Below are 23,195 nucleotides of genomic sequence, written 5' to 3'. Positions count from 1 at the left end.
AATTCTCCGCTCAGGGCTTGACCAGACCAGCTCAGGGGATCGATGACATGTCTGGTCTACGCTAGCCGCCCATCGGTAGTTGGGTTGCGTAGTTGTTTTGCAGAGTAATAGGGGACCGGCTAATGGGTGTCCCTTATTTCAATTGGCAGACTACGTTTAACCCTTTGAGCTCAAGGGTTACCGAGAAGGCTCGGACTGGGCAACGCTGTTTCTCAGCGTTCTAGCCACCCGGCTTTGCATCTCGTAGGCAGGCGCCTCGACGGCGTTGTAGTCACGGGTATAGCGAGTGGCAAACTCGCGAACGCCCCATTGCAGGTACTGCTGCACGTGCTTCAACTCATGCGCCCAGAGCGCGACATTGTTAAGTGCGTCATCCGAATTCCGGAAGACGATGATGTCCACAAGGGTGACGGCATTCACATCGGGATTCTGCAGCATGGTGTGTGCGGCGTTCAGCTCCACATCATCGCCCACTTTGTAGCGAGCAGAATCGAGCACTTGAATGTCATAGTAGGGTTCGAGCTGGGCTCGGATATTCAGCGGGATTGTCCGAGTATCGCCAGTTGCCGCGCTGTTGCGGGATTGCACTATCCACTCCTGTAATCCAGAGGCAGCCATTTGGCTCATGTTTTCGTAGATCGACCCAATTTCCTCTTTGGAGCCTGGGGCACAAAAACAAGCGACCACGCAGACTTTGTACTGCCCTGCAGGGCAGGCGGATACAGGGAGCGAAGTGCCGAAGGAAAAGAGCAGTACCGCTAACCAGATGAATTGACGCAAAAAAACAGCTGGCATTGATTCTCCCAGAGGCAATGGTGATCGGCAGGCGATACTGTGGGCATCGCCGCGCCCGTTGTCTAACCACGCGTTGGACTGCTGCGGCCACCATTCGTTACCCTGAGGCCCACAGCTTTTTCTGACCATAGGATAGAGAATGCTTTTTTTTGTCCACCAACATCCGGATGTAAGCCCGTGCGAAATCGAGAACTCGGCACCGGCTGCTTTCGACCCAGGCTGTGTGAAAACTCCCGCTCAATTCTGAGGTTCGCGTTGCTACGCGAAATATGCAGAAGTTATCCGAGCTAGCTTGCATAGAATCCGCGAGAGAGCACCAAATTTGATCATTGATTGATCAGCGCTTGGCACTCAAAACGTTTTCACAGAGCCTGGACCCATTGCGGCCGTTGAGCAGAGGCTGACATCGGCCAGAAGTAGACATTGCGTAAGGCAAGATCGCTGGATGGCGGAATCCAGCACCTGCTCTACTTCTGCCGGGTGACCGGTCCTGCCCGCAACCGTCATACTCAATCGACAGGAGAAATCTGCAGCGTCACCCCGCCATGGTTGCCTGGATGTTTGCGCACATCAGATGGTGGCCAGCGTCCGACTCAGTCGTTGAAAGCAGATTCCAGAATTTCCTTGTCAGCCCCTAAGGATCTCGCTATTTCGCTGATCCACATCCTCTGGAGCAAAGATCCACAGCGCGGCTTGTGACATCGCCATGCCCAGACGAGAACTACTGTCGTAACAAGCGGCGCGCCAATGCGTTCGGCGCCCACTATCCTGATGCAATGGCCCCCTTCCTGGTTCGTTGGCATCGCTTTCATGGAACCTAGAATGCCCCCAAGACAAGTAATCAACGCTCAAGTAAGCCCAAAGGGCAGCCTGGAAACACTGTCCCACCGCGAAGTGCAGCAACTGAGCGAAGCCGGATCGGGCAGCATCTACAGGCTGTTCCGCCAGTGCGCCTTGGCGATCCTCAACACTGGCTCCCACATTGACAACGCCAAGACCATTCTTGATGCCTACCGGGACTTCGAGGTTCGCATTCATCAGCAGGATCGAGGGGTGCGCCTGGAACTGCTCAACGCGCCGGCGGATGCCTTCGTCGACGGCGAGATGATTGCCAGCACCCGCGAGATGCTGTTCAGCGCCCTGCGTGACATCGTCTATACCGAGAACGAACTGGACAGCCAGCGCATCGACTTGATCAGCTCCCAGGGCATCACCGACTACGTCTTCCATCTGCTGCGTAACGCCCGCACCCTGCGTCCCGGGGTAGATCCAAAGATCGTGGTGTGCTGGGGCGGCCATTCGATCAGCACCGAAGAGTACAAGTACACCAAGAAGGTCGGTCACGAACTGGGCCTGCGCAAACTGGATGTCTGCACCGGTTGCGGGCCTGGCGTGATGAAAGGGCCGATGAAGGGCGCCACCATCGGCCATGCCAAGCAACGGATCAACGGCGGCCGCTACCTGGGGCTGACGGAACCTGGAATCATCGCTGCCGAGGCGCCTAACCCGATCGTTAACGAGTTGGTGATCCTTCCGGACATCGAGAAGCGCCTGGAGGCCTTCGTACGCGTTGGCCACGGCATCATCATTTTCCCCGGTGGTGCCGGCACTGCCGAGGAGTTCCTCTACCTGCTTGGCATCCTGATGCACCCGGATAACCGAGAATTACCGTTCCCGGTCATTCTGACCGGGCCAAAGAGTGCGGCGCGCTACCTGCAGCAGTTGCACGCGTTTGTCGGCGCGACTCTGGGGGACGCCGCACAGCGCTTTTACCAGATCATCATCAATGATCCTGCTCAAGTGGCAATGCAAATGGCCCTGGGATTAAAAGCGGTCAAGCAGTTCCGCCGAGAGCGCAACGACGCCTTTCATTTCAACTGGCTGCTAAAAATAGACGAAGGCTTTCAGCGCCCGTTCGACCCCACCCATGCCAACATGGCCAACCTCCAGCTTAGCCACGACTTGCCTCCTCACGAGCTAGCGGCCAATCTGCGTCGCGCCTTTTCCGGCATCGTCGCCGGCAATGTGAAAGACAAGGGCATCCGCCTGATCGAGCAGCACGGCTGCTACGAGATCCATGGCGATGCGGCCGTGATGCAGCCGCTGGATCACTTGCTACAAGCGTTCGTCGAGCAGCACCGCATGAAGCTGCCAGGCGGCGCGGCCTATGTGCCCTGCTATCGGGTGGTGGAAAGCGGAGCCTGACGCTTGCCACGGCGCTGAAGGAAGGACCCGGGCTCGGGCTGTCGCGGTTTCGAGCCTGGCCTCAACGCGCGGGAGACGACTCGTTGCTGGGAGGAGTACAGGTTGCGATTCCTTTCGCTGCGGATACGTGTGCCAGTTATGCAGTGAAAGCGCTTATCGACTTTATGGCTCCCAAGAGGCGTTACACCAGCGCTCAACAGTTGTCGTCGAGTGCCCGTTTCTGGCCGAACACAGCCCTTCAGTAAAATCCCGCAGCTATGCTTGCCATGGCGGCGCTTCTGGCTGCTCGTCGCGACCTTCCCTACTTGGTGTATTTTTTTACATCAACTGACCTAAGACGTGCTCTCCTGCGAAGGGAAACCCAAAAACCCATTCGAGAGGGCCAGATCCACTGACGGTTCGGTAGGCTTTGAGCGGTTCACCTATGCGGACGACAACGGTCAGGTCGCTGTCGGTAATCGTCCTGTGCATTACAGCGTTAAGTGCCGCGACGATAGCTGCGAAGAGCTACGCTTACCGCAATGGGACTGGACCTGGGTTCAATGGTCCAGCGTACGGTGGCGAAGCCAAGGCCAAGGTAACCAAGGGCAAGTCCTGACCCAGGCTGTGTGAAAACTCGCTGGGCAGGTTAAAAACTGAAGCTTGCGCAGTTCACCTGAGGAATTTGCAAAAGAAGTACCCGATTGGTCTACGCAGATCGTTCAGCCCCCTATGTGGCTGCCTGGGCCGACTCAGGGGCTCTGGTCAGCCGCAGGCTGATGATTCGGCGGTTTGCTTCACGCTTTAATCACCTCAAGTAATCCCTGGATGCCGAAGATACTCATCATTCGCTTGAGGTTATAGGCAAGCACATGAAGGCTCATTTCAGTGCTCACCCTCGGCAGGGTTTTGGTCAGGAAATGGGTGGCGCCCATCCAGTATTTGAGTGTCCCAAAAGGATGTTCGACGGTCTGCCGGCGGACTTTCATTTTCCCGGGATCATGCTCCAGGCGAAGCTGCATCGCATCGAGTACCGACTCCTGCTCCCAGCGTTTTACCCGACGCTCTTTGCCCGTCGTGCATTGCTTTTTCATCGAGCAGGCCTGACAGACCGAGCACCAATAACAGTGCAGCAACATCCCATCTTCCACCGAGGAAAACCGCCTGATCAGTGATTGTCCCGCCGGGCACCGATACTCGTCCGAAGCGGCAACATAGATGAAGTCCTGCTTGCCGAATCGACCTTCAGCTTTGCTGCTGGACGTCAGCGGTTTAGGAACGAAGGTGGCGATACCGGCTTGTTCGCAAGCGACGATTTCCGTGCCCTTGTAATAGCCTCGGTCGGCAACAACCATCAGTGTCTCGACTCCGGCCTCCTCACGCGCCTGATTCGCCATGTTGCTGAGCTGCGCTCGATCATTCCCAACGTTGGTGACTTCATGGGCGATGATCAGGTGATGCTTGTCATCGACCGCTGTTTGTACGTTGTAGCCGACCGTGCCGGTGCCTCGGCCGCTCGTGGCCATTGAGCGCGAGTCAGGATCGGTGAGAGAGATTTGCTGGTCTGGGCTTTCGCGCAACTGCGCCTCGATGGCCTTGAGTTTTTGCATCTGCTGTTTCAGGGTTTCTACTTTTTCCTTCAGCCGCTCAGCCTTGGCTTCGGCTACCTCCGGCGTTGCCCGATCCGCCGAATCCATCGCCGCAAGATAGCGATCGATGCTTTGTTCGATCTGTTGCATGCGTGCCTTCACTTTGCCCTGGGTGAAGTTACGGTCGCGGTTGTTTACGGCTTTGAACTTGCTGCCGTCGATGGCGATGATCGACTGAGAGAAGAGATTGAGGTTACGGCAAAGCACGACAAACTGACGGCATACGTTACGAATGGCCTTGCCGTTGTCCTTGCGAAAGTCGGCAATGGTTTTGAAGTCCGGGGCCAGGCGCCCCGTGAGCCACATCAACTCCACGTTGCGCTCGGCCTCACGTTCAAGCCGGCGACTGGACTGAATCCGATTGAGATAGCCGTAGATATAGATCTTCAGCAAGACCGCTGGATGATAGGCCGGGCGACCGGTCGTGGCAGGGGCAACACCCTCAAAACCGAGCGCACCCAAGTCGAGTTCGTCGACGAAGACATCGACCACACGCACCGGATTTTCTTCAGCCACGTAATCGTCCAAACACTCCGGCAGCAAGGTGACTTGAGTTCGAGCCTCGCCTTCAATGAATCGCTTCATGATCGTCCCCCTTACGATCTCGACGTCCAGAAGGTTAGACAATCCCGAGGGTTTTCACACAGCCTGGACCCAAAGGCGACATTCGAGTGCATGTATAAGTCTGCCCCCTTCATGGTGGGGCTAAGCGTTGGCGGAGACGCGGCGTTTTTTTGTAAACACTAACGCTTTCAACCCGCCGTCGGGGTGGATGTCGGCAAACTCTGGCGGGTTTTCTAGCCGCTGCTCAAAACGCAGGCTCGGCGCCTCATTGGCTACGCCTTCGATTAAAAAGTCAGGGCCTATGGCAGGGTCATTTGTGCAAGCCAATACGTCACCTTGTGCGGTAAGCAAATCAGGCAGACGGCGCAGGACTTTTTGATAATCCTGACTCAGTACGAAACTACCCTTCTGGAAAGAGGGTGGGTCGATGATGATCAGGTCATAGGGGCCGTATTTTTTTACTTTTCCCCAAGATTTAAACAACTCATGTCCTAAAAAACTCACTCGACTTAGATCATGCTGATTTAGCCGGTGATTGTCCCGCCCACGGCTTAAGGCCGCTTTGGACATGTCCAGATTCACCACATGCTCAGCGCCACCGGCAATGGCAGCAACAGAGAAACCGCAGGTGTAAGCAAATAGATTCAGCACGCGCTTACCCTTGGCCTGGGCGCGAACCCAACGGCGGCCATAGCGCATATCTAAAAACAAACCCGTATTTTGTTTTTTGCCCAAATCCAATTTAAAGCGCAGGCCATCCTCAGTGATAAGCCACTCATCAACTGGATCCCCCAGCAGCCATTCCATTGTGCTGTCCTGGAGGTAGCGGTGTTGCAGCAAGAGTGTATGCGCTTGGGTTTGCAGCCACTCGGGTGATTGGGTCAATGCCATCAGCATTTGCGTTAGCGCGACGAGGTCGGGTTCATTTGGCTCCCTGAATAGCGAGACCAACAGCACGCCTTGTAACCAGTCAACGGTGATGTCCTCAAGCCCCAGCCAGCGTCGCCCCCTACCGTGAAATAGGCGACGAGCGTCGCTCGGTGCAGTGCTTAACTCGGAGATTAAATGGTGTTGCAAGGTAGCGATGGCGTCTGAATTCATAGCTAATCATCAGTTATCCGTTACGCCACATTTTAAACGCAACAGCTTGCCTGCTGGTTGGCAAGTCTCGCGATGCCCCCTGAAGCTTGTCAGGCTTACCGAAGGGGTAATAGGGGACATACCCGAATTTGTTAAAAACGTAGTCTGTCCCCCCTATTTTATGTTTTCGACACGGTCGAATGTTTGTTTTAGGGAGTGCGCAGAAACGCCTAACGTTGGAGGTATGCGGACGGGCGGGGCGTCATTGCGACCAGGTTCGCCTGTTTGCCTACGTTGAAGCAGTGGCACCAACTATCAAGATGGCGTACTACAACCATACCGCCGTGAAGGCGGGGCAATTGCCCGCTGCAACGGTGGCACGGACTGTCTACCACGGTCCCTACGAGGGCCGTGGCGCGACTTGGGCCGAGTTTCTTGTCTGGGTCGCCGCCGAGGGATAACCCCGAAGCCCGGGACCCCTGGGAGTGCTACGTCGCGGGCCCAGATTCGAACCCTGACCCCGGCCACCTGGCGCACGGAGCTCAAGCGGCCACTGACTCGCTAGGGCCGGGTACTTGGCTCTGAGATGCTTGGCCATGCAACACATACCGGCCCTGATAGCATTCAAATTGCTCACTTCGTTCGCTGCGACGGTGTTCCGCCGCCCCTTGGCTTAACCACTATGTTGTGTGGTGAAGGCATCTGATGGCCTGATTCGAACCCTGTGATAGCACTTCATGATTTCCGCACCGTTAAACAACATCAGGAAAGGAGGAGTTTGAGATGCAACTCATCACCGTGAAAATCGATAAGCCGGAAGCTACGAACTTCATTTTTGGTCAGACGCACTTCATCAAGTCCGTCGAGGACATCCACGAAGCCTTGGTTGCTGCCGTGCCAGGTATCAAGTTTGGCGTGGCCTTTTGTGAAGCCTCAGGCAAATGCCTGGTGCGATGGTCTGGCACCGATACCGCCATGATCGAACTTGCCCAGAAGAATGCGAAAGCCATTGCCGCCGGCCATAGCTTCATCATTTTCCTCGGGGACGGCTTCTATCCGCTGAACGTGTTGAACACCGTCAAAATGGTTCCAGAGGTATGCCGCATTTTCTGCGCAACAGCCAATCCAACTGAAGTGATTCTCGCTGAGACGGAACAGGGGCGAGGTGTCTTGGGCGTGGTGGATGGCTTCTGTGCCAATGGCATCGAAGGTGACGACGACATCCTATGGCGGAAGAATTTGTTGCGGCAGATCGGCTACAAGCTATGAGTGAAGAGCACTAGGAATAACGGCACGCTTCACTGTCCGGCAGCAGGTAGACGTCATCGCGGAGTACGGCGACGCCACTGGCTTTAAGTGCTCGCCACGCGCGCATGCGAGCGGTGGCGTTTGCAGTCGGCAAGCCGGTGATGAGGGTTAGCCAGCTTTTCATATAGAGGTCACAACCCAAATAGCAGCTATCTCTACGCTAGTCCTGAGACGCACTATAAAAAAGCCCCATCCGGGGCTATGTGAAGCGGGGAAGGTAATAACCCTTTGGGTCCAGGCAGTAGCGAAAGGCAGGAATCGACCCTTGCCGCTCATTTGCAGAAGTCGCACATGAAGTTCCAGCAAAGCAGGCTGTCTTCGCCCCACGCCCTTGGCCGAAGGCTTCTTAAATGGCTTCGCGTAATGACGTTCACAGGTTTGCCGATAACCCAGGCCACTCTGCCGCTCGCGATAGCTGGAATCGGTACGGCAGCGACGTTGGATACTGCCCTATTCGACCAATCACAGCGGTTACCGACCTTGCTAGCTACGATGCCTAACTCGCGCAGCCCCAGCCGTTTTATACGCCGGCCAGCGCCTATGACTTCGCCAGTGCGGCCACGTTGCGCGAGACCATGGACAAGGTTCGGCGCTTTTCCTTCGACAAGGGCCTGCTGGGGGAAGGTGCCGCCAATGCCGATGTCGTCGGCATGCAATTCGCCGATGGTTCCACGTTGGGCAATGCCAACAACGTGAAGCTGCGCTTCGACGCGAAATATGTGCGCGTGGCGGCGGATGGTCAGTTGTGAAAAGGCAAAGTGGCCGCCGTTTTGGTAAAGGCCATCCCGGTAGTCCGTGAATTACCTTTGTTCAGCGCTCTAGGGATGAACAGGGCGTGTCCGGAAGCGGGCTGCGGCCGATAAGCTAGTCTTCAGCCGTAAACGGATGGATGCAGCAGACAAGAGCAGAGGGGGCGAGCAGTTGAGCCGAATCATGATCGTCGATGGTTATCCGATTATCAGAAAGGCCATCCGCCTGAAGCTGGAAGCGGAGGGGCATGAGGTGGTGGCCGAGGCGGATAACGGGCTGGATGCGTTGGCGCTGCATCGGGATACGCAACCGGATCTGGTGATTCTGGAGCTAAGCATTCCCAAACTGGGTGGGCTGGATGTGATTCGTCGTCTGAAAATGCACGACAAGACGCTCAAAGTGTTGGTTTACAGCTCGCAGGATACCGGTCATTTCGCTGGGCGCTGCCTGCAGGCGGGAGCCCAGGGGTTTGTCAGTAAACACGATGATCTGCAGGAGTTGCGCAGTGCGGCAAGGGCCGTACTGCATGGGCGCAGCTATTTTCCGCGTGAGGCGCTGGAGGTGCATGACCCCGCGCACGCGGAGGAGGACGGGAGCGAAGTTCTCCATCAGTTGTCCGCACGTGAGCTTACGGTGTTGCAGTACCTGGCTCAGGGTTTTTCCAATCAGAGCATCGCCCAGCAGTTGGCTATCAGCTTCAAGACGGTGAGCACTTACAAAGCGCGGTTAATGCAGAAGTTGCATGCCAGTTCTCTGGTCGAACTGGCCGAGATTGCCCGTCGCAATAGCTTGCTGGAAGGTAAGGAGAGTGCCCCGGAGCCTCACCCCGAACAGTTCCAGGCGATGGAGGGTGAGCTGCAGCTATTGCGCAGCATGATTCAATCCATGCCCGTGCAAATGCACGTGTGCGATGGGGATGGTCGTTTGTTGTTTTGCAATCAGGCGTTTTGCGCCTTCATCGGGTTGAGTTTGGCCGAGATGCAAGGTCGTTGTGTTATGGATCTTGGCTGGTTGCCGGCAGCGGATGTCGAAGGCTTCAAGGCGCGCTACCTGCGCGCGATCGAACGGGCTGAACCCTACACCATCGATCTGGAGTTGCAGAGTCACGAGCAGCGCAGGGTCTTGCAGCATTGGGGCATGCCTTATCGGGGCAGTAAGGGGCAATTGCTGGGGATGATCTGCGGTGGGCTGGATATTACCGAGCGCGAGAACCTGTTGCTGGAGCTGAGTGGGGCCAAGGAGCAGGCCGTAGCGGCCAATCGCTCGAAGGGGGCTTTCCTCACTGCCATTGGTCGGGAGTTCAGTGCACCGTTGAACGTGGTTGGCGGCATGCTGGACCTGGCAGGTGAGGACAGTGGTTTATCCGTGCGCGGACAAGAAGCCTTGCACATCGCCCGCGAAGCCAATGGCACACTGCTGCGATTGATAGGAGATCTTCGCGACCTTGTCAGCTTGGAGTCGGGCAGGCTGATGCTTGAGAGCGAGCCGACGGATCTGCGGGCCCTGACCGAACAAGGCGTGGAGCGCTACGCCGCGAAAGCCAGCAAGAAGGGTTTGACGCTGACCTGCTCGGTGGCAGTGGCGGCTGAGGTTTGGCTAGACCCGCACCGCTACCTACAAATACTCAACAACTTGCTCAGCAATGCTCTGAAGTTCACCGACCATGGTGGCGTCGAAGTGAGTCTGCAGGCGACTCCCTGTGGCAAGGCGCAGGTGGAGGTGCAACTGGTGGTCAGTGACAGTGGCATTGGCATCGCTAGCGTCGAACTGCCCATGCTGTTTGAGCCGTTCGCTCTGCCGCTGGATATGGAACGCATCAGCCGCGGCGGTAGTGGCCTCGGCTTAGCCCTTTGTCGTCGACTGGCGGATTGCATGGGGGGCAGTTTGGAATTGGAGAGCCAGCTAGGGAAGGGCACGCGTGCCGGGCTGCGCCTACGTGTGCCCCAGGCATGCGCGAAAACCCGCTAATCAGTCACGTGTCACCGGGGCTTTCATTGGGGGCCGATTCCCTCCAACGAAGGCCCCCGACCAAGGCCGCCCCCTTGCGCCAAGCGGCTTAACGACTCAGCAATGAAGCCGTACCCGCCCCGGCGAACAGTCCCGCGCTGATCCGGTTGAACCACACCTGCCCCTTGCCTGAGCGCAGAAAACGCGCGGCGCCTCGTGCGCTCAAACCGTAGAACAGCTTGCTGGCCAGATCGAGCACTGCCCAGGTGGCGATCATCACCAGCAGTTGAGTCAGCAGCGGGCATTCGGCGCTGATGAATTGCGGCAGGAAGGCGGCGAAAAACAGGATGTCCTTCGGGTTGCTGGCGCCTAGACCAAAGGCCTTCCAGAACATGCTGCGAAAACTTGGGTTGACTGGCTGTTCTTCGGCGCTCGCCGGTTTGGCGGCCTGGCGCGATTCGCCCCAGCTTTGCCAGGCGAGGTAGAACAGATAGAGCGCACCGACGATCTTCAACACGCTAAAGAGTTTTTCCGAGGCGAGCAGCAAGGCGCCGAGCCCGAGGGCGGAGGCGCTGAGCAGGCAGATCGAGGCGCTGACCCCGCCGAGAAAGGCCGGCAAGGAACGGCGCAACCCATAGTTCAGGCTGTTGCTGACCATCAGCAAGGACAATGGCCCGGGGATCAGGATCACGATCAGTGCGGCGCTGCTGAACAGCAGCCAGGTTTCCAGACTCATTTTGCTTTTCTCCAGATGTTACTTTTCTCCAGATGTAGAAAAGCCCCAGCGCCGGAGCGCTGAGGCTTGCTGTCGCCGAGTTGAACCTTACAGGAAGATGAACTTGGCGAGGCAGATCGCAGCCAGTGCATACAGGCTGACGGAAATTTCCTTGTGCTTGCCAGTAAACAGCTTGAGTGCCACGAAGGTGATAAAGCCCAGGGCCAGACCATCGGTGACCGAGAAGGTCAGCGGCATCATTACCACGGTGATAATCGCCGGGATGGTGTTGGTGTGGTCTTCCCAGTCGATGTGCGCCATGCCGCTCATCATCAGCATCGCCACATAAATCAGCGCGCCAGCGGTAGCGTAGGCCGGAATCATCCCGGCCAGCGGGGCGAAGAACATCGCGGCGATGAACAGCACGCCGACAGTGACTGCGGTCAGACCAGTACGACCACCGGCAGCGACGCCTGCGGCACTTTCCACATAGCTGGTGACTGGCGGGCAACCGACCAGTGCGCCGAACGCGCTGGAGGTACTGTCGGCTTTCATCGCTTTGCTCAGGTTCTCGATGTGACCGTTGTCATCGACCAGCTTGGCACGTTGCGCCACGCCCATCAGGGTGCCGGCGGTATCGAACATATGCACGAAGAGGAAGGCCAGAATAACGCTGATCATGCCGACGTTGAGGGCGCCGGAAATATCCATCGCCAGCCAGGTCGGCGCGATGCTCGGCGGCATGGAGAAGATCCCGCCGAACTCGACCAGACCCAGACCCCAGCCCGCCAGTGTGACGGTGAGGATGCTGATCAGGATGCCACCGAACACGCGGTGGTATTCGAGCACGGCGATCATCAGGAAGCAGATCGCTGCCAGCAGTGGGCCGGCGGAGGTCAGGTCACCCAGCTTGATCAGCGTGGCTGGGCTGGCGACCACGATGCCGGCGGTTTTCAGACCGATCAGACCGAGGAACAGCCCGACCCCTGCGCCCATCGCAAAGCGCAGGCTGCTGGGGATGCTATTGAGCAGCCATTCACGAATCCTCGAGAAGGTCAGGATCATGAACAGGATGCCGGAGAGGAACACCGCGCCCAGGGCGATCTGCCAGCTGTAACCCATGGTGCCGACCACGGTGTAGGTGAAGAACGCGTTGAGGCCCATGCCCGGTGCCAGGCCAACCGGCCAGTTGGCGTACAGGCCCATCAGGAAGCAACCGAACGCTGCAGCGATACAGGTGGCGACGAACGCCGCACCGTGATCGATGCCGGCATCGGCCATGATGTTGGGGTTGACGAAAATGATGTAGGCCATGGTGATGAAGGTAGTCAGGCCGGCGGCTAGCTCGGTTTTGACTGTGGTGCGATGCAGGCTTAGTTTGAACAGACGTTCAAGCAGGCCAGGGCTAGCGGGGTTCGCGGCATATATTTGTTCTTGTTTAGTGCTTTCCACAGCGGGGTACTCCTCATCTCTTTTATTTTGGTCACCGAGAGCCGATGGTTTTGCTGCAGCGGCTCTCTGAGGCAGGTGGCATGTGTGGTGCGCTTGCTGGTTGGGTTTGTTGACTCTTTGGTCAGGAAGTCACACGAGCGCGATTATGCGTTTGTATACAAAAAAAGCAAATAATGTTTTCACTGTTGCGTAAATCGCACCGCTGAATTGTGGGTATATAGATAGACGGATTGTGCGCGACAATCGAGCCTCGCTATTTGTATAAATTCCTTTAAAAACATATAGATAAGATTTTAGTGTGCAGTCTTTAAGAGGCGTGGCGGACTGCTTGTGGCGGGTTTTAGCGGCATAAATCGCGAAGCGATAGCGGGAAAAAGCCATGCGCAGAGGGATTTTTTCTAAGGGTTGCGCTGCTGGGCAGAGCAATAGGCCGCCGACCAGGACTACTGACGGACAGGACGAGGGCTCAGTGCGCAGGCAAATGCGGCGGGGCGCAAAGTGTGCAGGCAGGTTTGATTGTGTACAATATGCCAGTACTTTTACCCTCTGACTTTCCATTACTTCTGCTTGCCAGCAGCCCGGGGAAAGGCAGTAGAGTCTCGCATGACCGCCGACCTCTTTGACGCGAGCCCGAATGAACGAACAATTGCAGCCCCTCAAGAAGCAACCGCGTACCGGCAAAAGCAGCCGCAGCGGGACTCAGGACGATGTCGTTTACGCGCATATCTTTGATGCCATCCTCGAGCAGCGCCTGGCGCCGGGCACCAAACTGAGCGAAGAGGCCTTGGGCGAGATCTTCGGCGTCAGCCGCACCATCATCCGCCGGGCCTTATCGCGTCTGGCCCATGAAGGTGTGGTGCTACTGCGCCCCAACCGCGGTGCGGTGGTGGCGAGCCCGAGCGTGGATGAAGCGCGGCAGATTTTCTACGCCCGGCGGATGGTCGAGCGCGCGATCACCGAGCTAGCGGTAGAGCACGCGACGGCTGAGCAGTTGGCTGAGTTACGGCAGATGGTCACCGACGAACAAACCAGCTTCTCCCGCGGCGATCGCGGTGCCGGTATCCGCCTCTCCGGCGAGTTCCACTTGAAGTTGGCGGAGGCGGCGAAAAACGCACCGCTGATCAGCTTCCAGCGCAGCCTGGTATCGCAGACCTCGTTGATCATCGCCCAGTACGAGAGCGGCAGCCGCTCGCACTGTTCATACGATGAACACAATCAGTTGATCGACGCCATCGAGGCGCGGGACACCGCCAAGGCCGTGAGCTTGATGATGCACCACATGGATCATATCGACAGCAAACTGAACCTGGACGAAGACAGCGCTTCCGACGACCTGCACGCGGTGTTCTCGCACCTGCTGCAGACCAAGAAGAAGTCCGGGCGCAGCACTTCTCGTAGCGTCTGAGTAAACCGGTAAACAAGAAGCCCCGCTGATGCGGGGCTTTTTTATGGGCTTGGGATAAGTTGATCGTTCCCACGCTCTGCGTGGGAATGCTGCCTCAGACGCTCTGCGTCTGCTAGAGCGGGACGCGGAGCGTCCAGGGCTCGGTTCCCACGCTGGAGCGTGGGAACCATCAATATCCGCTGTTCAGCCGCGTTGGTGCACCGAGCGGCCGGCAGCGAAGGTTTCTTTAATCGCACGGTCATCGCCGATGGTCATCAGCACGAAGAGTTTTTCTTCGACATCCTTGGCCTGTTGCAAACGGTAGGACAGCAGCGGTGTGGCGTGGTAATCGAGCACGATGAAGTCCGCATCGTTGCCGCTGGCGAAGCTGCCGATCTTGTCTTCCAGCCGTAGCGCCCGAGCGCCGCCGAGGGTGGCCAGGTACAGCGATTTGAACGGGTTGAGTTTGTTGCGCTGCAACTGCTGCACTTTGTAGGCTTCGTTCAGGGTTTGCAGCATGGAGAAGCTGGTGCCAGCCCCGACATCGGTGCCCAGGCCGACATTGACCTTGAATTGCTCGGCTTGCTTGAGGTTGAACAGGCCGCTACCGAGGAACAGGTTGGAGGTCGGGCAGTGAGCGATTGCCGAACCGGTTTGCGCCAGACGCTGACACTCTTCATCACACAGATGCACACCGTGGGCGAACATCGAGCGCTCGCTGAGTAGCTGGAAGTGGTCGTAAACGTCCAGATAGCCTTTCTGCTCTGGGAACAGCGCTTTCACCCAGGCGATCTCGTCGAGGTTTTCCGAGAGGTGGGTGTGCATGTACAGCCCCGGGTATTCCTGTAGCAGCTTGCCGGCGTAGGTCAGCTGTTCGGGCGTGCTGGTCGGTGCGAAGCGTGGGGTCACGGCATAGTGTAGGCGGGCCTTGCCGTGCCAGCGCTCGATCAGCTCTTTGCTGTCGGCATAGCTGGATTGCGCAGTGTCGGTCAGGTAGTCCGGCGCATTGCGATCCATCATCACCTTACCGGCGATCATCCGCAGGTTCAGTGCCTCGCTTGCCTCGAAGAAAGCGTCAACCGATTGCTTGTGCACGCTGCCGAATACCAGCGCGGTGGTGGTGCCGTTACGCAGCAGTTCCTTGAGGAAAATGTTCGCCACATCGGCGGCATGCGCCTTGTCGGCGAACTGCTTTTCGGTGGGGAAGGTGTAGGTGTTCAGCCAGTCCAGCAGTTGCTCGCCATACGCGGCGATCATGCCGGTCTGCGGGTAGTGGATGTGCGTGTCGATAAAGCCCGGGGTGATCAATGCGTCGCGGTACTCGGTCACTTCGACATTGCTGGCCAGGGCTGGTAGCAAGTCTTTGGCGTGGCCGACAGCGGAGATCTGGCCGTTTTCGACCAGCAACAGACCGTCTTCGAAATACTGGTAAGACTGCTCGATACCCACTTCGGCGGGGTCGGCGATGCTGTGCAAGATGGCTGCGCGATAGGCCTTGATCGTTGTAGTCATGGGAATCTCTAATTCAGGTTTTGTTCGATAGCCGCTGAGGCACGGGAAGCTGTCTCCCTCTCCCGTTTACGGGAGAGGGTTGGGGAGAGGGTAGATGGGCCACCCCTCTCCCCCGGCCCCTCTCCCACAAGTGGGAGAGGGGAGGTCAAGCTTGGCTTCTGCGCGAAGCCGGGAGCAATTTGGCGATTGATTCGCTGCTGCTACTTTTCTGGCCGGCTCTTTGTTCGCCAAAAGCGGCGTTGTAGGTCGCTATCACCTCGCCAGCGATGGACACGGCGATCTCGATCGGCAGCTTGCCCTTCACTTCGGGCAGGCCCATGGGGCAGCGCATGCGTTGCACGACTTCAGGCTGGAAACCACGCTCACGCAGGCGGTGTTCGAATTTGACCCGTTTGGTTCGGGAGCCGATCAGGCCGTAATAGGCGAAATCGTTGCGTTTGAGAATTTCTGCGGTCAGCTCCAGATCGAGCTGATGGTTGTGGGTCATGACGATGTAGTAGCTGCCGGCAGGCATGTTCTCTACTTCATCGACCGGTTCTTCGTTGATGACTTTTTCTACGCCGGCAGGCAGTTGCTCGGGGAATTCACTTTCGCGCGAATCGATCCAGCGCACTTTGCACGGCAAGCTGGCCAGTAGTGGCACTAGGGCGCGGCCGACATGCCCGGCACCGAATACGGCGATCTGCGCCTGCGGCTGTCCCATCGGCTCGAACAGCAGCACGGTGGCGCCGCCACAGCATTGACCGAGGCTGGCGCCGAGGCTGAAGCGTTCCAGGCGGGTGTCCTGGCTGCGGCTTTCCAACATCTCGCGGGCGATTTTCATCGCCTTGTATTCCAGATGGCCGCCGCCGATGGTCTCGAAGATCCGCTCAGCGGTAACCACCATTTTCGAGCCTGCGTTGCGCGGTGTCGAACCGCGCTCTTCGATGATGGTTACCAGCACGCAAGGTTGCCCTTGTTGCTGCAGGTCGGCGAGGGCGCTGATCCAGTTGCTCATTTGCTCAGCCTCCAGGTACGTAGCGGGCGAGCGGAGCGCGACAGGCGCCAGTCATCGTCCTTGTGCGGACGCGCCGGCGTGCCCAGCGGCTCCAGCAGGAGTAGCGGCGGCAGTGCTTCGCGGGCTTGCTGCGCCGGTGCTTCCAGTGAATGTTCGGTGTGTGTTGTCATTGTTGTGCACCGTTATCTTTTTTGTAGGAGCCAGCTTGCTGGCGATAGCCATTGTGCAAGTGCTTCGCCAGCATGCTGGCTCCTACAGGCTCAGGCGGGTTCGACCTCGACTGCGGCAGCGGATTTGGCCGGCTGCTGCAGTCGTTTCATCTGCTCCACACCCCAAAGTACGCGCTCCGGCGTGGCCGGGGCATCGATTGCCGGTTGGGCGCGATAGTCGGCCAGGCTGGCGACCGCATCCTTGATCGCACACCAGGCAGCGATGCCGAGCATGAACGGCGGCTCACCGACAGCCTTGGAGTGGAACACGGTGTCTTCCGGGTTCTTGCGGTTTTCCACCAGCTTGACGCGCAGGTCCAGCGGCATATCAGCCACCGCCGGAATCTTGTAGCTGGCCGGGCCGTTGGTCATCAGCTTGCCTTTGGCGTTCCACACCAGCTCTTCCATGGTCAGCCAGCCCATGCCCTGGACGAAGGCTCCTTCGACCTGGCCGGTATCGATGGCCGGGTTCAGCGAGGCGCCGACGTCGTGCAGGATGTCGGTGCGCAGCATCTTGTATTCGCCGGTCAGGGTATCCACCAGCACTTCGGCGCACGCGGCACCGTAGGCGTAGTAGTAGAACGGCCGGCCGCGCGCCTGGCTGCGGTCGTAGAAGATTTTCGGGGTGCGATAGAAGCCGGTGCTGGAGAGCGAAACCTGGCCGAAATAGGCCTGCTGGATCAACTCCTCGAACGTCAGAATCTGGTCGCGCACCCGCACGTGGCCATTACGGAACTCGACGTCTTCCTCGGTGACCTTGTAGTGCCTCGCGGCGAACTCGATCAGGCGTTTCTTGATGATTTCGGCGGCATTCTGTGCAGCCTTGCCATTCAGGTCGGCACCGCTCGATGCGGCGGTCGGCGAGGTATTTGGCACCTTGTCGGTGTTGGTCGCGGTGATCTGAATCCGCTCGATATCGACTTGGAACACTTCGGCGACGACTTGCGCCACTTTGGTGTTCAGGCCTTGGCCCATTTCGGTGCCGCCGTGGTTCAGGTGGATGCTGCCGTCGGTGTAGATGTGGATCAGCGCGCCGGCCTGGTTGAGGAAGGTGGCGGTGAAGGAGATGCCGAACTTGACCGGCGTCAGCGCCAGCCCCTTCTTCAGCACCGGGCTCTTGGCGTTGAATGCGCGGATTTCCTCACGGCGTTTGGCATATTCGCTGCTGGCCTCGAGGTCGGCGGTCATCTCTTCGAGCAGGTTGTCTTCCACGGTCTGGTAGTAGTGGGTGACGTTGCGCTCGGTCTTGCCGTAGTAGTTGGCCTTGCGCACCTCCAGCGGGTCTTTGCCGAGGGAGCGGGCGATGGCGTCCATCACTTCTTCGATGGCGACCATCCCTTGCGGGCCGCCGAAACCGCGGTAGGCGGTGTTGGAAGCGGTGTTGGTCTTGCAGCGATGACCGTTGATGGTGGCATCGCCGAGGTAGTAGGCGTTGTCCGAGTGGAACATCGCCCGGTCGACGATCGAACCGGACAGGTCCGGCGAGTAACCGCAGTTGCCCGCCAGCTCCATCTGGATACCGTGGAGTCGGCCGCTGTCATCGAAGCCGACGTCGTACTGGACGAAGAACGGATGGCGCTTGCCGGTCATCTGCATGTCTTCGACGCGCGGCAGGCGCATCTTGGTCGGCCGTCCAGTCAGGTGCGCGATCACCGCGCATAGGCAGGCTGGGCCGGCGGCCTGGGTTTCCTTGCCGCCGAAGCCACCGCCCATGCGGCGCATGTCGATGACGATTTTGTTCATCGGCACGCCGAGCACTTCGGCGACCAACTTCTGTACTTCGGTGGGGTTTTGCGTCGAGCAGTAGACGATCATGCCGCCGTCTTCGGTCGGCATCACCGAGGAAATCTGGGTTTCCAGGTAGAAGTGTTCCTGGCCACCGATATGCAGCTTGCCTTGCAGACGATGTGGTGCGCTGGCCAGCGCGTTGACGGAGTCGCCGCGTTTGTGCTGGTGGCTGTCGAGCACGAAGTGCTTTTTACGCAGCGCCTCTTCGACGTCGAGGATCGGCTCGAGCTCTTCGAATTCGATGATCGCCGCCATCGCCGCCTTACGCGCGGTGTCCAGATCCTTCGCCGCCACGGCGATGATTGGCTGGCCGACATATTCGACGATGCCGTCCGCCAGCAGTGGGTCGCCAGGCACTACTGCGCCAATATCCAGTTGGCCGGGCACGTCCTTGCTGGTGATGACCAGAGTCACACCTTCGATGGCGTAGCACGGCGCGGTGTCGATCTTGGTGATGCGTGCGTGAGCGCGGTCGCTCATGCGGGCATAGACGTGCAGCTGGTTGGGAAACTCCAGGCGGTCGTCGATATAGGTCGCTTCACCGGACACATGTTTATCCGCACTGTCATGTTTGACGCTGCGGCCGACGCCGGTGGTGAGGTCCTGGTGGAACAGCGCGGTCAGCTCTTCCTGGGTCTTTTTAACGATGTGATTAGACATAAGCGGTCACCCGTGTTTCGACTTCAGGGGCTTGCAGTTCGAGGAAGTATTTGCGCAGCAGGTTCTGGGCGGTGAGCAGGCGGTATTCCTTGCTGGCGCGGAAGTCGGACAGTGGGGTGAAGTCCTCCGCCAAGGCCGCGCAGGCGCGCTCGATCGCTCCTGGATACCAGGCGGCCCCGATCAGGGCTTGCTCACAGGCCGCTGCACGTTTCGGGATGGCCGCCATGCCGCCGAAGGCGACGCGGGCATCACGGACCACGCCATCCTCGATACGCAGATTGAAGGCTGCGCAGACGGCGGAGATATCGTCGTCCAGGCGCTTGGACACTTTGTAAGCACGGAAGGTCTGGCTGGCGCTGGCGCGCGGCACGATGATCTTCTCGATGAATTCGCTTTCCTGGCGAGCCGTCACCCGGTAGTCGAGGAAGTAGTCTTCCAGCGCCAGGGTGCGGGTGTTCTCGCCTTTGCGCAGGACGATCTGTGCGCCGAGGGCGATCAGCAGCGGCGGGGTGTCCCCGATGGGGGAGGCGTTGCCGATGTTGCCGCCGAGGGTGCCTTGGTTGCGGATCTGCAAGGAGGCGAAGCGGTGCAGCAGTTCGCCGAAGTCCGGGTACTCCGCACTGAGGGCCTCGACACAGTCGGTCAGCGCAGTGGCCGCGCCGATCTCCAGACGGTCGTCGAAGCGTTCAACACGCTTCATTTCGGCGACATTGCCGACATAGATCATCACCGGCAGGGTTTTGTGGAATTGGGTGACTTCCAGCGCCAGGTCGGTGCCGCCGGCGAGCAGGCGGGCTTCCGGATGCGAGCTATAGAGGTCGGCCAGATCGGCGACGGTCAGCGGCACCAGGCAGCGTTTGTCGCCACTGTTCAGCTCGGCGATTTCCTTCGGCGCGATGGCGCGCAACTGGGCGATGGTTTCGGCCTGGCGGGCATCGAACTGGTCGGGTTTGGCTTGGCAACAGGACTGTTCAGCAGCATCCAGGATTGGTCGGTAGCCGGTGCAACGGCAGAGGTTGCCGGCCAGTGCTTCATGCACTTGGGCCTTGTCGTGGCCGCTACTGTTCTTTTGCAGGGCGAACAGCGACATGACGAAGCCGGGGGTGCAGAAGCCGCACTGTGAGCCGTGGCAGTCGACCATGGCCTGCTGCACGCTGTGCAGTTTGCCGTCGTGCTTGAGGTCTTCAACGGTGATCAGCTGTTTGCCGTGCAGGGAAGAAACAAACGTCAGGCAGGAATTCAGGGTGCGGTAGCGAATCGAGTCGCCTTCCAGCTCGCCAACCACCACGGTGCACGCACCGCAATCGCCAGAGGCGCAGCCTTCTTTGGTACCGGGCTTGCCAACGTGCTCACGCAAGTAGTTCAGCACGGTGACATTCGGGTCGAGACGCTGCTCGGTACGCAGCTCACGATTGAGTAAAAACTGGATCAAGGACGACCTCCAGGCAATTTATTGTTTTTTACGAGGGCTCGTATGAGAGTGAATTTAGAGTTTTCTGACTTTTGGGTCAATAAATATTTGACCTGGCAGTCAGGCAATCGTCATGCCTTTCAGTTATGAACCGGCCGCAGCCTGGTAGATGCCTGCGACCTTGATATCTTGAGCTTAGGTGCGTCGCCGCAGAGGGCCAGCCAGTAAACTTTTGTTCAGCTATGGCGTGGGGGGCGCCGTAGAAGCAGGATTCCCACTTGCGTGGGCATGACGAAGAGATAGTGACGCGGGAGCGTGTCTGGCGGCATTCCACGCAGAATGTGGAAACGATCAATCGGGTAGGGCAGAAAAGCATCGCGAGTAAAACTCGCTCCTACAGGTGTAGGGCTGTAATAAGCACTGGATTATGGGCTCAGGGGGCCAGCGCTAAAGCGCTGTTCAGGTCGCGCTCCCCCGTGTGCGCGGGGACAAGCTGCACGGAAATGACGAGGAAGAATTAGGGCGTAGGCTGGGTAGAGCCGTTTTTTGGCGAAACCCAGCGTGACAACTGTGGCATCGCTGGGTTTTATGAGGCGCATCCAAGTGTCGCCGCAGACTCTCTCGTTATGTCGCCTCCCGCCGCAATCTCCAGCAACTGAGCCAGTCTCGTCGGCCGCTAGCCAATAGCGATTGACGGGTTTTTATCGAGGCCTATCGAAACGCCTTCGATAGCGGCTACCTCTGATCCCGCGGCGCGCGTTATAACCGCGCCGCCAGTGACTTCAGGAGGCGAGTTGCGAGTCGGTCAATTGGTGTTCCTCGCCGGCATAAAAAGCTCGCACACGAGGATCCATAACTGCCCGCCAGAGCGGTGGAAAGACCGCCAGAACGATCATCCCAGCGTAGCCATTGGGCAATTGCGGGCTGTCATCGAAGTGGCGCAACACCTGATAGCGGCGTTTGGCATAGGCGTGGTGATCGGAATGCCGTTGCAGGTGGAAGAGGAACAGGTTGGTCAGCAGGAAGTTACTGTTCCAGGAGTGCGTTGGATTAGTCCGTTCATAGCGGCCGTTGTCCTGTTTGCGCCGGTGCAGCCCGTAATGCTCGACGTAATTGATGATCTCCAGCAGGGTCAGGGCGACGAACGACTGGCCAAGGAAGAACAGCACGCCGAGCCAGCCAAACGCCAGGCTGAAACCCAGCAGAAATAACGCGCTGATGACATACCAGTAGATCAGTTCATTGCGCCAATGCAGGGCTGGCAAGCTTCTACGCTTTAGCCGCTCGGCTTCCAAGGCCCAGGCATTGCTGAAATTGTGCTTATAGGCATGCGGTAGAAACGCATACAAGCTTTGTCCGTAGCGTGAGGATGAGGCGTCTTCCGGGGTGGAGACGTGGACATGGTGCCCCCGCACATGCTCGACCTTGAAGCCGGCATAGCACACTGCGGCGAGCAGCAGGCCGCCGGCGTTCTGTTCCAGCTGTGAGTCTTTGTGGATGAACTCATGCGCCACGGTAATGCCGATAGCCCCCATCACCGTGCCGACCGAGAGAATCCAGCCCAACTGGCCGACCCAGCTCCAGGCTTCATAGTTGACGAACGCCCAGCCCGCCCAGATCAGCATGCCGAGCAAAAAGGGCACGGTGGCCAGGCTCAGTAGGCGGTAATAGCCTTGTTTGTCCATCTGTGGGACGTCTTCGATTTCATCCGGGTTGGCCGGGTCGCGACCGACGATAACGTCCAGCAACGGGATCACCCCGAAAACGACGCCGACCACCAGATATGCCCAGGCGTTGGCATAGGCGCTGCCTTGCGACCAGTAGTAACTCAAAGGAATGCCGAGCACTGGAACCAGCCAGATCCAATAGCCGACTTTCTTTAGGGCGAGCATCCAACTGGAAGGCAGGCGTTCGAACATGGTGGGCTCCATTTATTGTTGTGATGGGGAGGGCGTGTAGGATTGTAGGACAATCAATCTTTCAATCTAGCCCTTGCAAGCCCACCTTTTGGTGAGAAAGCCCGCCCACCGTCACCTTGGCCGGGTAACACCCTGTGTTACACTTCGCGGCCTGCGCGTTAGCCACGATTTCGAAGGAAAACCATGACGTTCAAGGCACCGGACAGCCTCGCCGAGCAGATTGCTCACCACCTTGCGGAGCGCATCATCCGAGGTGAGCTGAAAGAACGTGAGCGCATTCAAGAGCTGAAAGTCACCCAATCCCTCAATGTCAGCCGCGGCTCCGTGCGTGAAGCGCTGCTGATACTTGAGCGCCGCCATCTGATCGCCATCCTGCCGCGCCGTGGCGCCCAAGTGACCGAGCTGACTCCGCACAACGTACAGAGCCTCTACGCCTTGGTGATGGAGCTGTACATCCTGCTGGGTTATGCCGTGGCGGAGCGCTGGCGGATTCAGGAAGACCTGGCGCCATTCTTGGTGATTCAGCAGCGTCTGGTCGACAGTGCGCAGCGTCAGGACATCGACACCTTTGTCGAAGATAGCTTCGACGTTATGCGCGCCGCCTTCCCCTTCGCCAATAACCCCTATTTGCAGGAGACGCTGGAGAATCTGTTGCCGGCCATCAGCCGCACGTATCACTTGGCGTTGGAACGACGCAAAACCGAGATGAGCCAGTTCCTCAATGCCTTCGCCGCCTTGCTACAGGCGGTGATTGCCCGTGATCCGCTGGAGATCCGCGAAGTGCTGAGTGCGTACGGCAAGCACAATTGCCAGATGGTTCTCGCCGCGCTGGCTGAACGCTAAGTGCTCGAGGCTCAGGCTAGGGAAGGCG

General features: G+C 58.4%; 17 protein-coding genes and 1 pseudogene. 6 read left to right on the top strand and 12 right to left on the bottom strand.

The window, feature by feature from the left end; genetic code table 11:
• Positions 1 to 177 precede the first annotated feature (177 nt).
• Positions 178 to 795 (bottom strand): eCIS core domain-containing protein, encoded by a 618-nt coding sequence (locus D3879_RS17115; RefSeq protein ID WP_238474277.1) that lies wholly within the window; start codon positions 793 to 795, stop codon positions 178 to 180.
• Positions 796 to 1,617: 822 nt separating this feature from the next.
• Between D3879_RS17115 and ppnN the strand changes: the two genes are divergently transcribed.
• Positions 1,618 to 3,000, top strand: coding sequence for a nucleotide 5'-monophosphate nucleosidase PpnN (gene ppnN / locus D3879_RS17110; RefSeq protein WP_119955475.1), 1,383 nt, complete (start codon positions 1,618 to 1,620; stop codon positions 2,998 to 3,000).
• A gap of 776 nt (positions 3,001 to 3,776) precedes the next feature.
• On the opposite strand, the gene D3879_RS17105 is transcribed toward ppnN, so the two are convergent.
• A complete protein-coding gene (locus tag D3879_RS17105) occupies positions 3,777 to 5,213 on the bottom strand; it encodes an IS1182 family transposase (RefSeq protein ID WP_119955474.1) in 1,437 nt (478 codons plus the stop codon).
• A gap of 120 nt (positions 5,214 to 5,333) precedes the next feature.
• Positions 5,334 to 6,293 (bottom strand): class I SAM-dependent methyltransferase, encoded by a 960-nt coding sequence (locus tag D3879_RS17100; protein ID WP_119955473.1) that lies wholly within the window; start codon positions 6,291 to 6,293, stop codon positions 5,334 to 5,336.
• Positions 6,294 to 7,055: 762 nt separating this feature from the next.
• On the opposite strand from D3879_RS17100, the gene D3879_RS17090 reads away from it, so the two are divergent.
• Positions 7,056 to 7,541, top strand: coding sequence for an adenosine-specific kinase (locus tag D3879_RS17090; protein ID WP_119955471.1), 486 nt, complete (start codon positions 7,056 to 7,058; stop codon positions 7,539 to 7,541).
• A 19-nt stretch (positions 7,542 to 7,560) separates the two neighbouring features.
• Here the strand turns inward: D3879_RS17090 and D3879_RS17085 are convergent.
• A pseudogene (locus D3879_RS17085) lies at positions 7,561 to 7,704 on the bottom strand (chromate resistance protein ChrB domain-containing protein); the annotation flags it as partial.
• Positions 7,705 to 8,155: 451 nt separating this feature from the next.
• Between D3879_RS17085 and D3879_RS26570 the strand changes: the two are divergent.
• Both D3879_RS26570 and D3879_RS17080 read left to right on the top strand, forming a co-directional pair.
• Positions 8,156 to 8,329, top strand: coding sequence for a hypothetical protein (locus D3879_RS26570; protein WP_158592098.1), 174 nt, complete (start codon positions 8,156 to 8,158; stop codon positions 8,327 to 8,329).
• Between the two features lie 172 nt (positions 8,330 to 8,501).
• Positions 8,502 to 10,298: an ATP-binding protein gene (locus D3879_RS17080; RefSeq protein ID WP_238474276.1), complete on the top strand. Its 1,797-nt coding sequence runs from the start codon at positions 8,502 to 8,504 to the stop codon at positions 10,296 to 10,298.
• 88 nt (positions 10,299 to 10,386) lie between these two features.
• Here D3879_RS17080 and D3879_RS17075 read toward each other — a convergent pair whose 3' ends face one another.
• The gene (locus D3879_RS17075; protein ID WP_119955469.1) at positions 10,387 to 11,013 is read right to left on the bottom strand and encodes a LysE family translocator; all 627 of its coding nucleotides are present in this window, start codon (positions 11,011 to 11,013) and stop codon (positions 10,387 to 10,389) included.
• Positions 11,014 to 11,100: 87 nt separating this feature from the next.
• Positions 11,101 to 12,444 (bottom strand): NCS2 family permease, encoded by a 1,344-nt coding sequence (locus D3879_RS17070; RefSeq protein ID WP_119955468.1) that lies wholly within the window; start codon positions 12,442 to 12,444, stop codon positions 11,101 to 11,103.
• A gap of 634 nt (positions 12,445 to 13,078) precedes the next feature.
• Here D3879_RS17070 and D3879_RS17065 point away from each other — a divergent pair.
• On the top strand, positions 13,079 to 13,849 hold the full coding sequence (locus D3879_RS17065) for a GntR family transcriptional regulator (protein WP_119955467.1): 771 nt from the start codon (positions 13,079 to 13,081) through the stop codon (positions 13,847 to 13,849).
• Between the two features lie 183 nt (positions 13,850 to 14,032).
• On the opposite strand, the gene guaD is transcribed toward D3879_RS17065, so the two are convergent.
• The 6 genes from guaD to D3879_RS17040 all read right to left on the bottom strand — a co-directional run bounded on the left by guaD (position 14,033) and on the right by D3879_RS17040 (position 22,324).
• Positions 14,033 to 15,340 (bottom strand): guanine deaminase, encoded by a 1,308-nt coding sequence (gene guaD / locus D3879_RS17060; RefSeq protein WP_119955466.1) that lies wholly within the window; start codon positions 15,338 to 15,340, stop codon positions 14,033 to 14,035.
• A gap of 145 nt (positions 15,341 to 15,485) precedes the next feature.
• Positions 15,486 to 16,337 (bottom strand): xanthine dehydrogenase accessory protein XdhC, encoded by an 852-nt coding sequence (gene xdhC, locus D3879_RS17055; RefSeq protein ID WP_119955465.1) that lies wholly within the window; start codon positions 16,335 to 16,337, stop codon positions 15,486 to 15,488.
• Complete coding sequence (locus D3879_RS26565) at positions 16,334 to 16,507, bottom strand: hypothetical protein (protein ID WP_158592097.1); 174 nt, start codon at positions 16,505 to 16,507, stop codon at positions 16,334 to 16,336. Before D3879_RS26565 ends, xdhC begins: the two co-directional genes overlap by 4 nt.
• A 90-nt stretch (positions 16,508 to 16,597) precedes the next feature.
• Positions 16,598 to 18,994 (bottom strand): xanthine dehydrogenase molybdopterin binding subunit, encoded by a 2,397-nt coding sequence (gene xdhB / locus D3879_RS17050; protein WP_119955464.1) that lies wholly within the window; start codon positions 18,992 to 18,994, stop codon positions 16,598 to 16,600.
• The gene (xdhA, locus tag D3879_RS17045; protein WP_119955463.1) at positions 18,987 to 20,426 is read right to left on the bottom strand and encodes a xanthine dehydrogenase small subunit; all 1,440 of its coding nucleotides are present in this window, start codon (positions 20,424 to 20,426) and stop codon (positions 18,987 to 18,989) included. Before xdhA ends, xdhB begins: the two co-directional genes overlap by 8 nt.
• 761 nt (positions 20,427 to 21,187) lie before the next feature.
• The gene (locus D3879_RS17040) at positions 21,188 to 22,324 is read right to left on the bottom strand and encodes an alkane 1-monooxygenase (protein WP_119955462.1); all 1,137 of its coding nucleotides are present in this window, start codon (positions 22,322 to 22,324) and stop codon (positions 21,188 to 21,190) included.
• A gap of 183 nt (positions 22,325 to 22,507) precedes the next feature.
• On the opposite strand from D3879_RS17040, the gene D3879_RS17035 reads away from it, so the two are divergent.
• On the top strand, positions 22,508 to 23,167 hold the full coding sequence (locus tag D3879_RS17035; protein ID WP_119955461.1) for a GntR family transcriptional regulator: 660 nt from the start codon (positions 22,508 to 22,510) through the stop codon (positions 23,165 to 23,167).
• Positions 23,168 to 23,195: the final 28 nt, after the last annotated feature.

The sequence above is a fragment of the Pseudomonas cavernicola genome, from assembly GCF_003596405.1.
GTDB classification, from domain to species: domain Bacteria; phylum Pseudomonadota; class Gammaproteobacteria; order Pseudomonadales; family Pseudomonadaceae; genus Aquipseudomonas; species Aquipseudomonas cavernicola.
Note: the sequence above shows the minus strand (reverse complement) of the source record. Positions and strands in the feature narration are given on the sequence as shown.

Coding starts and splice junctions, on each gene's coding strand:
- D3879_RS17115 (WP_238474277.1), bottom strand. CDS start 795: ATGCCAGCTGTTTTTTTGCGTCAATTCATCTGGTTAGCGGTACTGCTC.
- ppnN (WP_119955475.1), top strand. CDS start 1,618: ATGCCCCCAAGACAAGTAATCAACGCTCAAGTAAGCCCAAAGGGCAGC.
- D3879_RS17105 (WP_119955474.1), bottom strand. CDS start 5,213: ATGAAGCGATTCATTGAAGGCGAGGCTCGAACTCAAGTCACCTTGCTG.
- D3879_RS17100 (WP_119955473.1), bottom strand. CDS start 6,293: ATGAATTCAGACGCCATCGCTACCTTGCAACACCATTTAATCTCCGAG.
- D3879_RS17090 (WP_119955471.1), top strand. CDS start 7,056: ATGCAACTCATCACCGTGAAAATCGATAAGCCGGAAGCTACGAACTTC.
- D3879_RS26570 (WP_158592098.1), top strand. CDS start 8,156: ATGGACAAGGTTCGGCGCTTTTCCTTCGACAAGGGCCTGCTGGGGGAA.
- D3879_RS17075 (WP_119955469.1), bottom strand. CDS start 11,013: ATGAGTCTGGAAACCTGGCTGCTGTTCAGCAGCGCCGCACTGATCGTG.
- D3879_RS17065 (WP_119955467.1), top strand. CDS start 13,079: ATGAACGAACAATTGCAGCCCCTCAAGAAGCAACCGCGTACCGGCAAA.
- guaD (WP_119955466.1), bottom strand. CDS start 15,340: ATGACTACAACGATCAAGGCCTATCGCGCAGCCATCTTGCACAGCATC.
- xdhC (WP_119955465.1), bottom strand. CDS start 16,337: ATGAGCAACTGGATCAGCGCCCTCGCCGACCTGCAGCAACAAGGGCAA.
- D3879_RS26565 (WP_158592097.1), bottom strand. CDS start 16,507: ATGACAACACACACCGAACATTCACTGGAAGCACCGGCGCAGCAAGCC.
- xdhB (WP_119955464.1), bottom strand. CDS start 18,994: ATGTCTAATCACATCGTTAAAAAGACCCAGGAAGAGCTGACCGCGCTG.
- D3879_RS17040 (WP_119955462.1), bottom strand. CDS start 22,324: ATGTTCGAACGCCTGCCTTCCAGTTGGATGCTCGCCCTAAAGAAAGTC.
- D3879_RS17035 (WP_119955461.1), top strand. CDS start 22,508: ATGACGTTCAAGGCACCGGACAGCCTCGCCGAGCAGATTGCTCACCAC.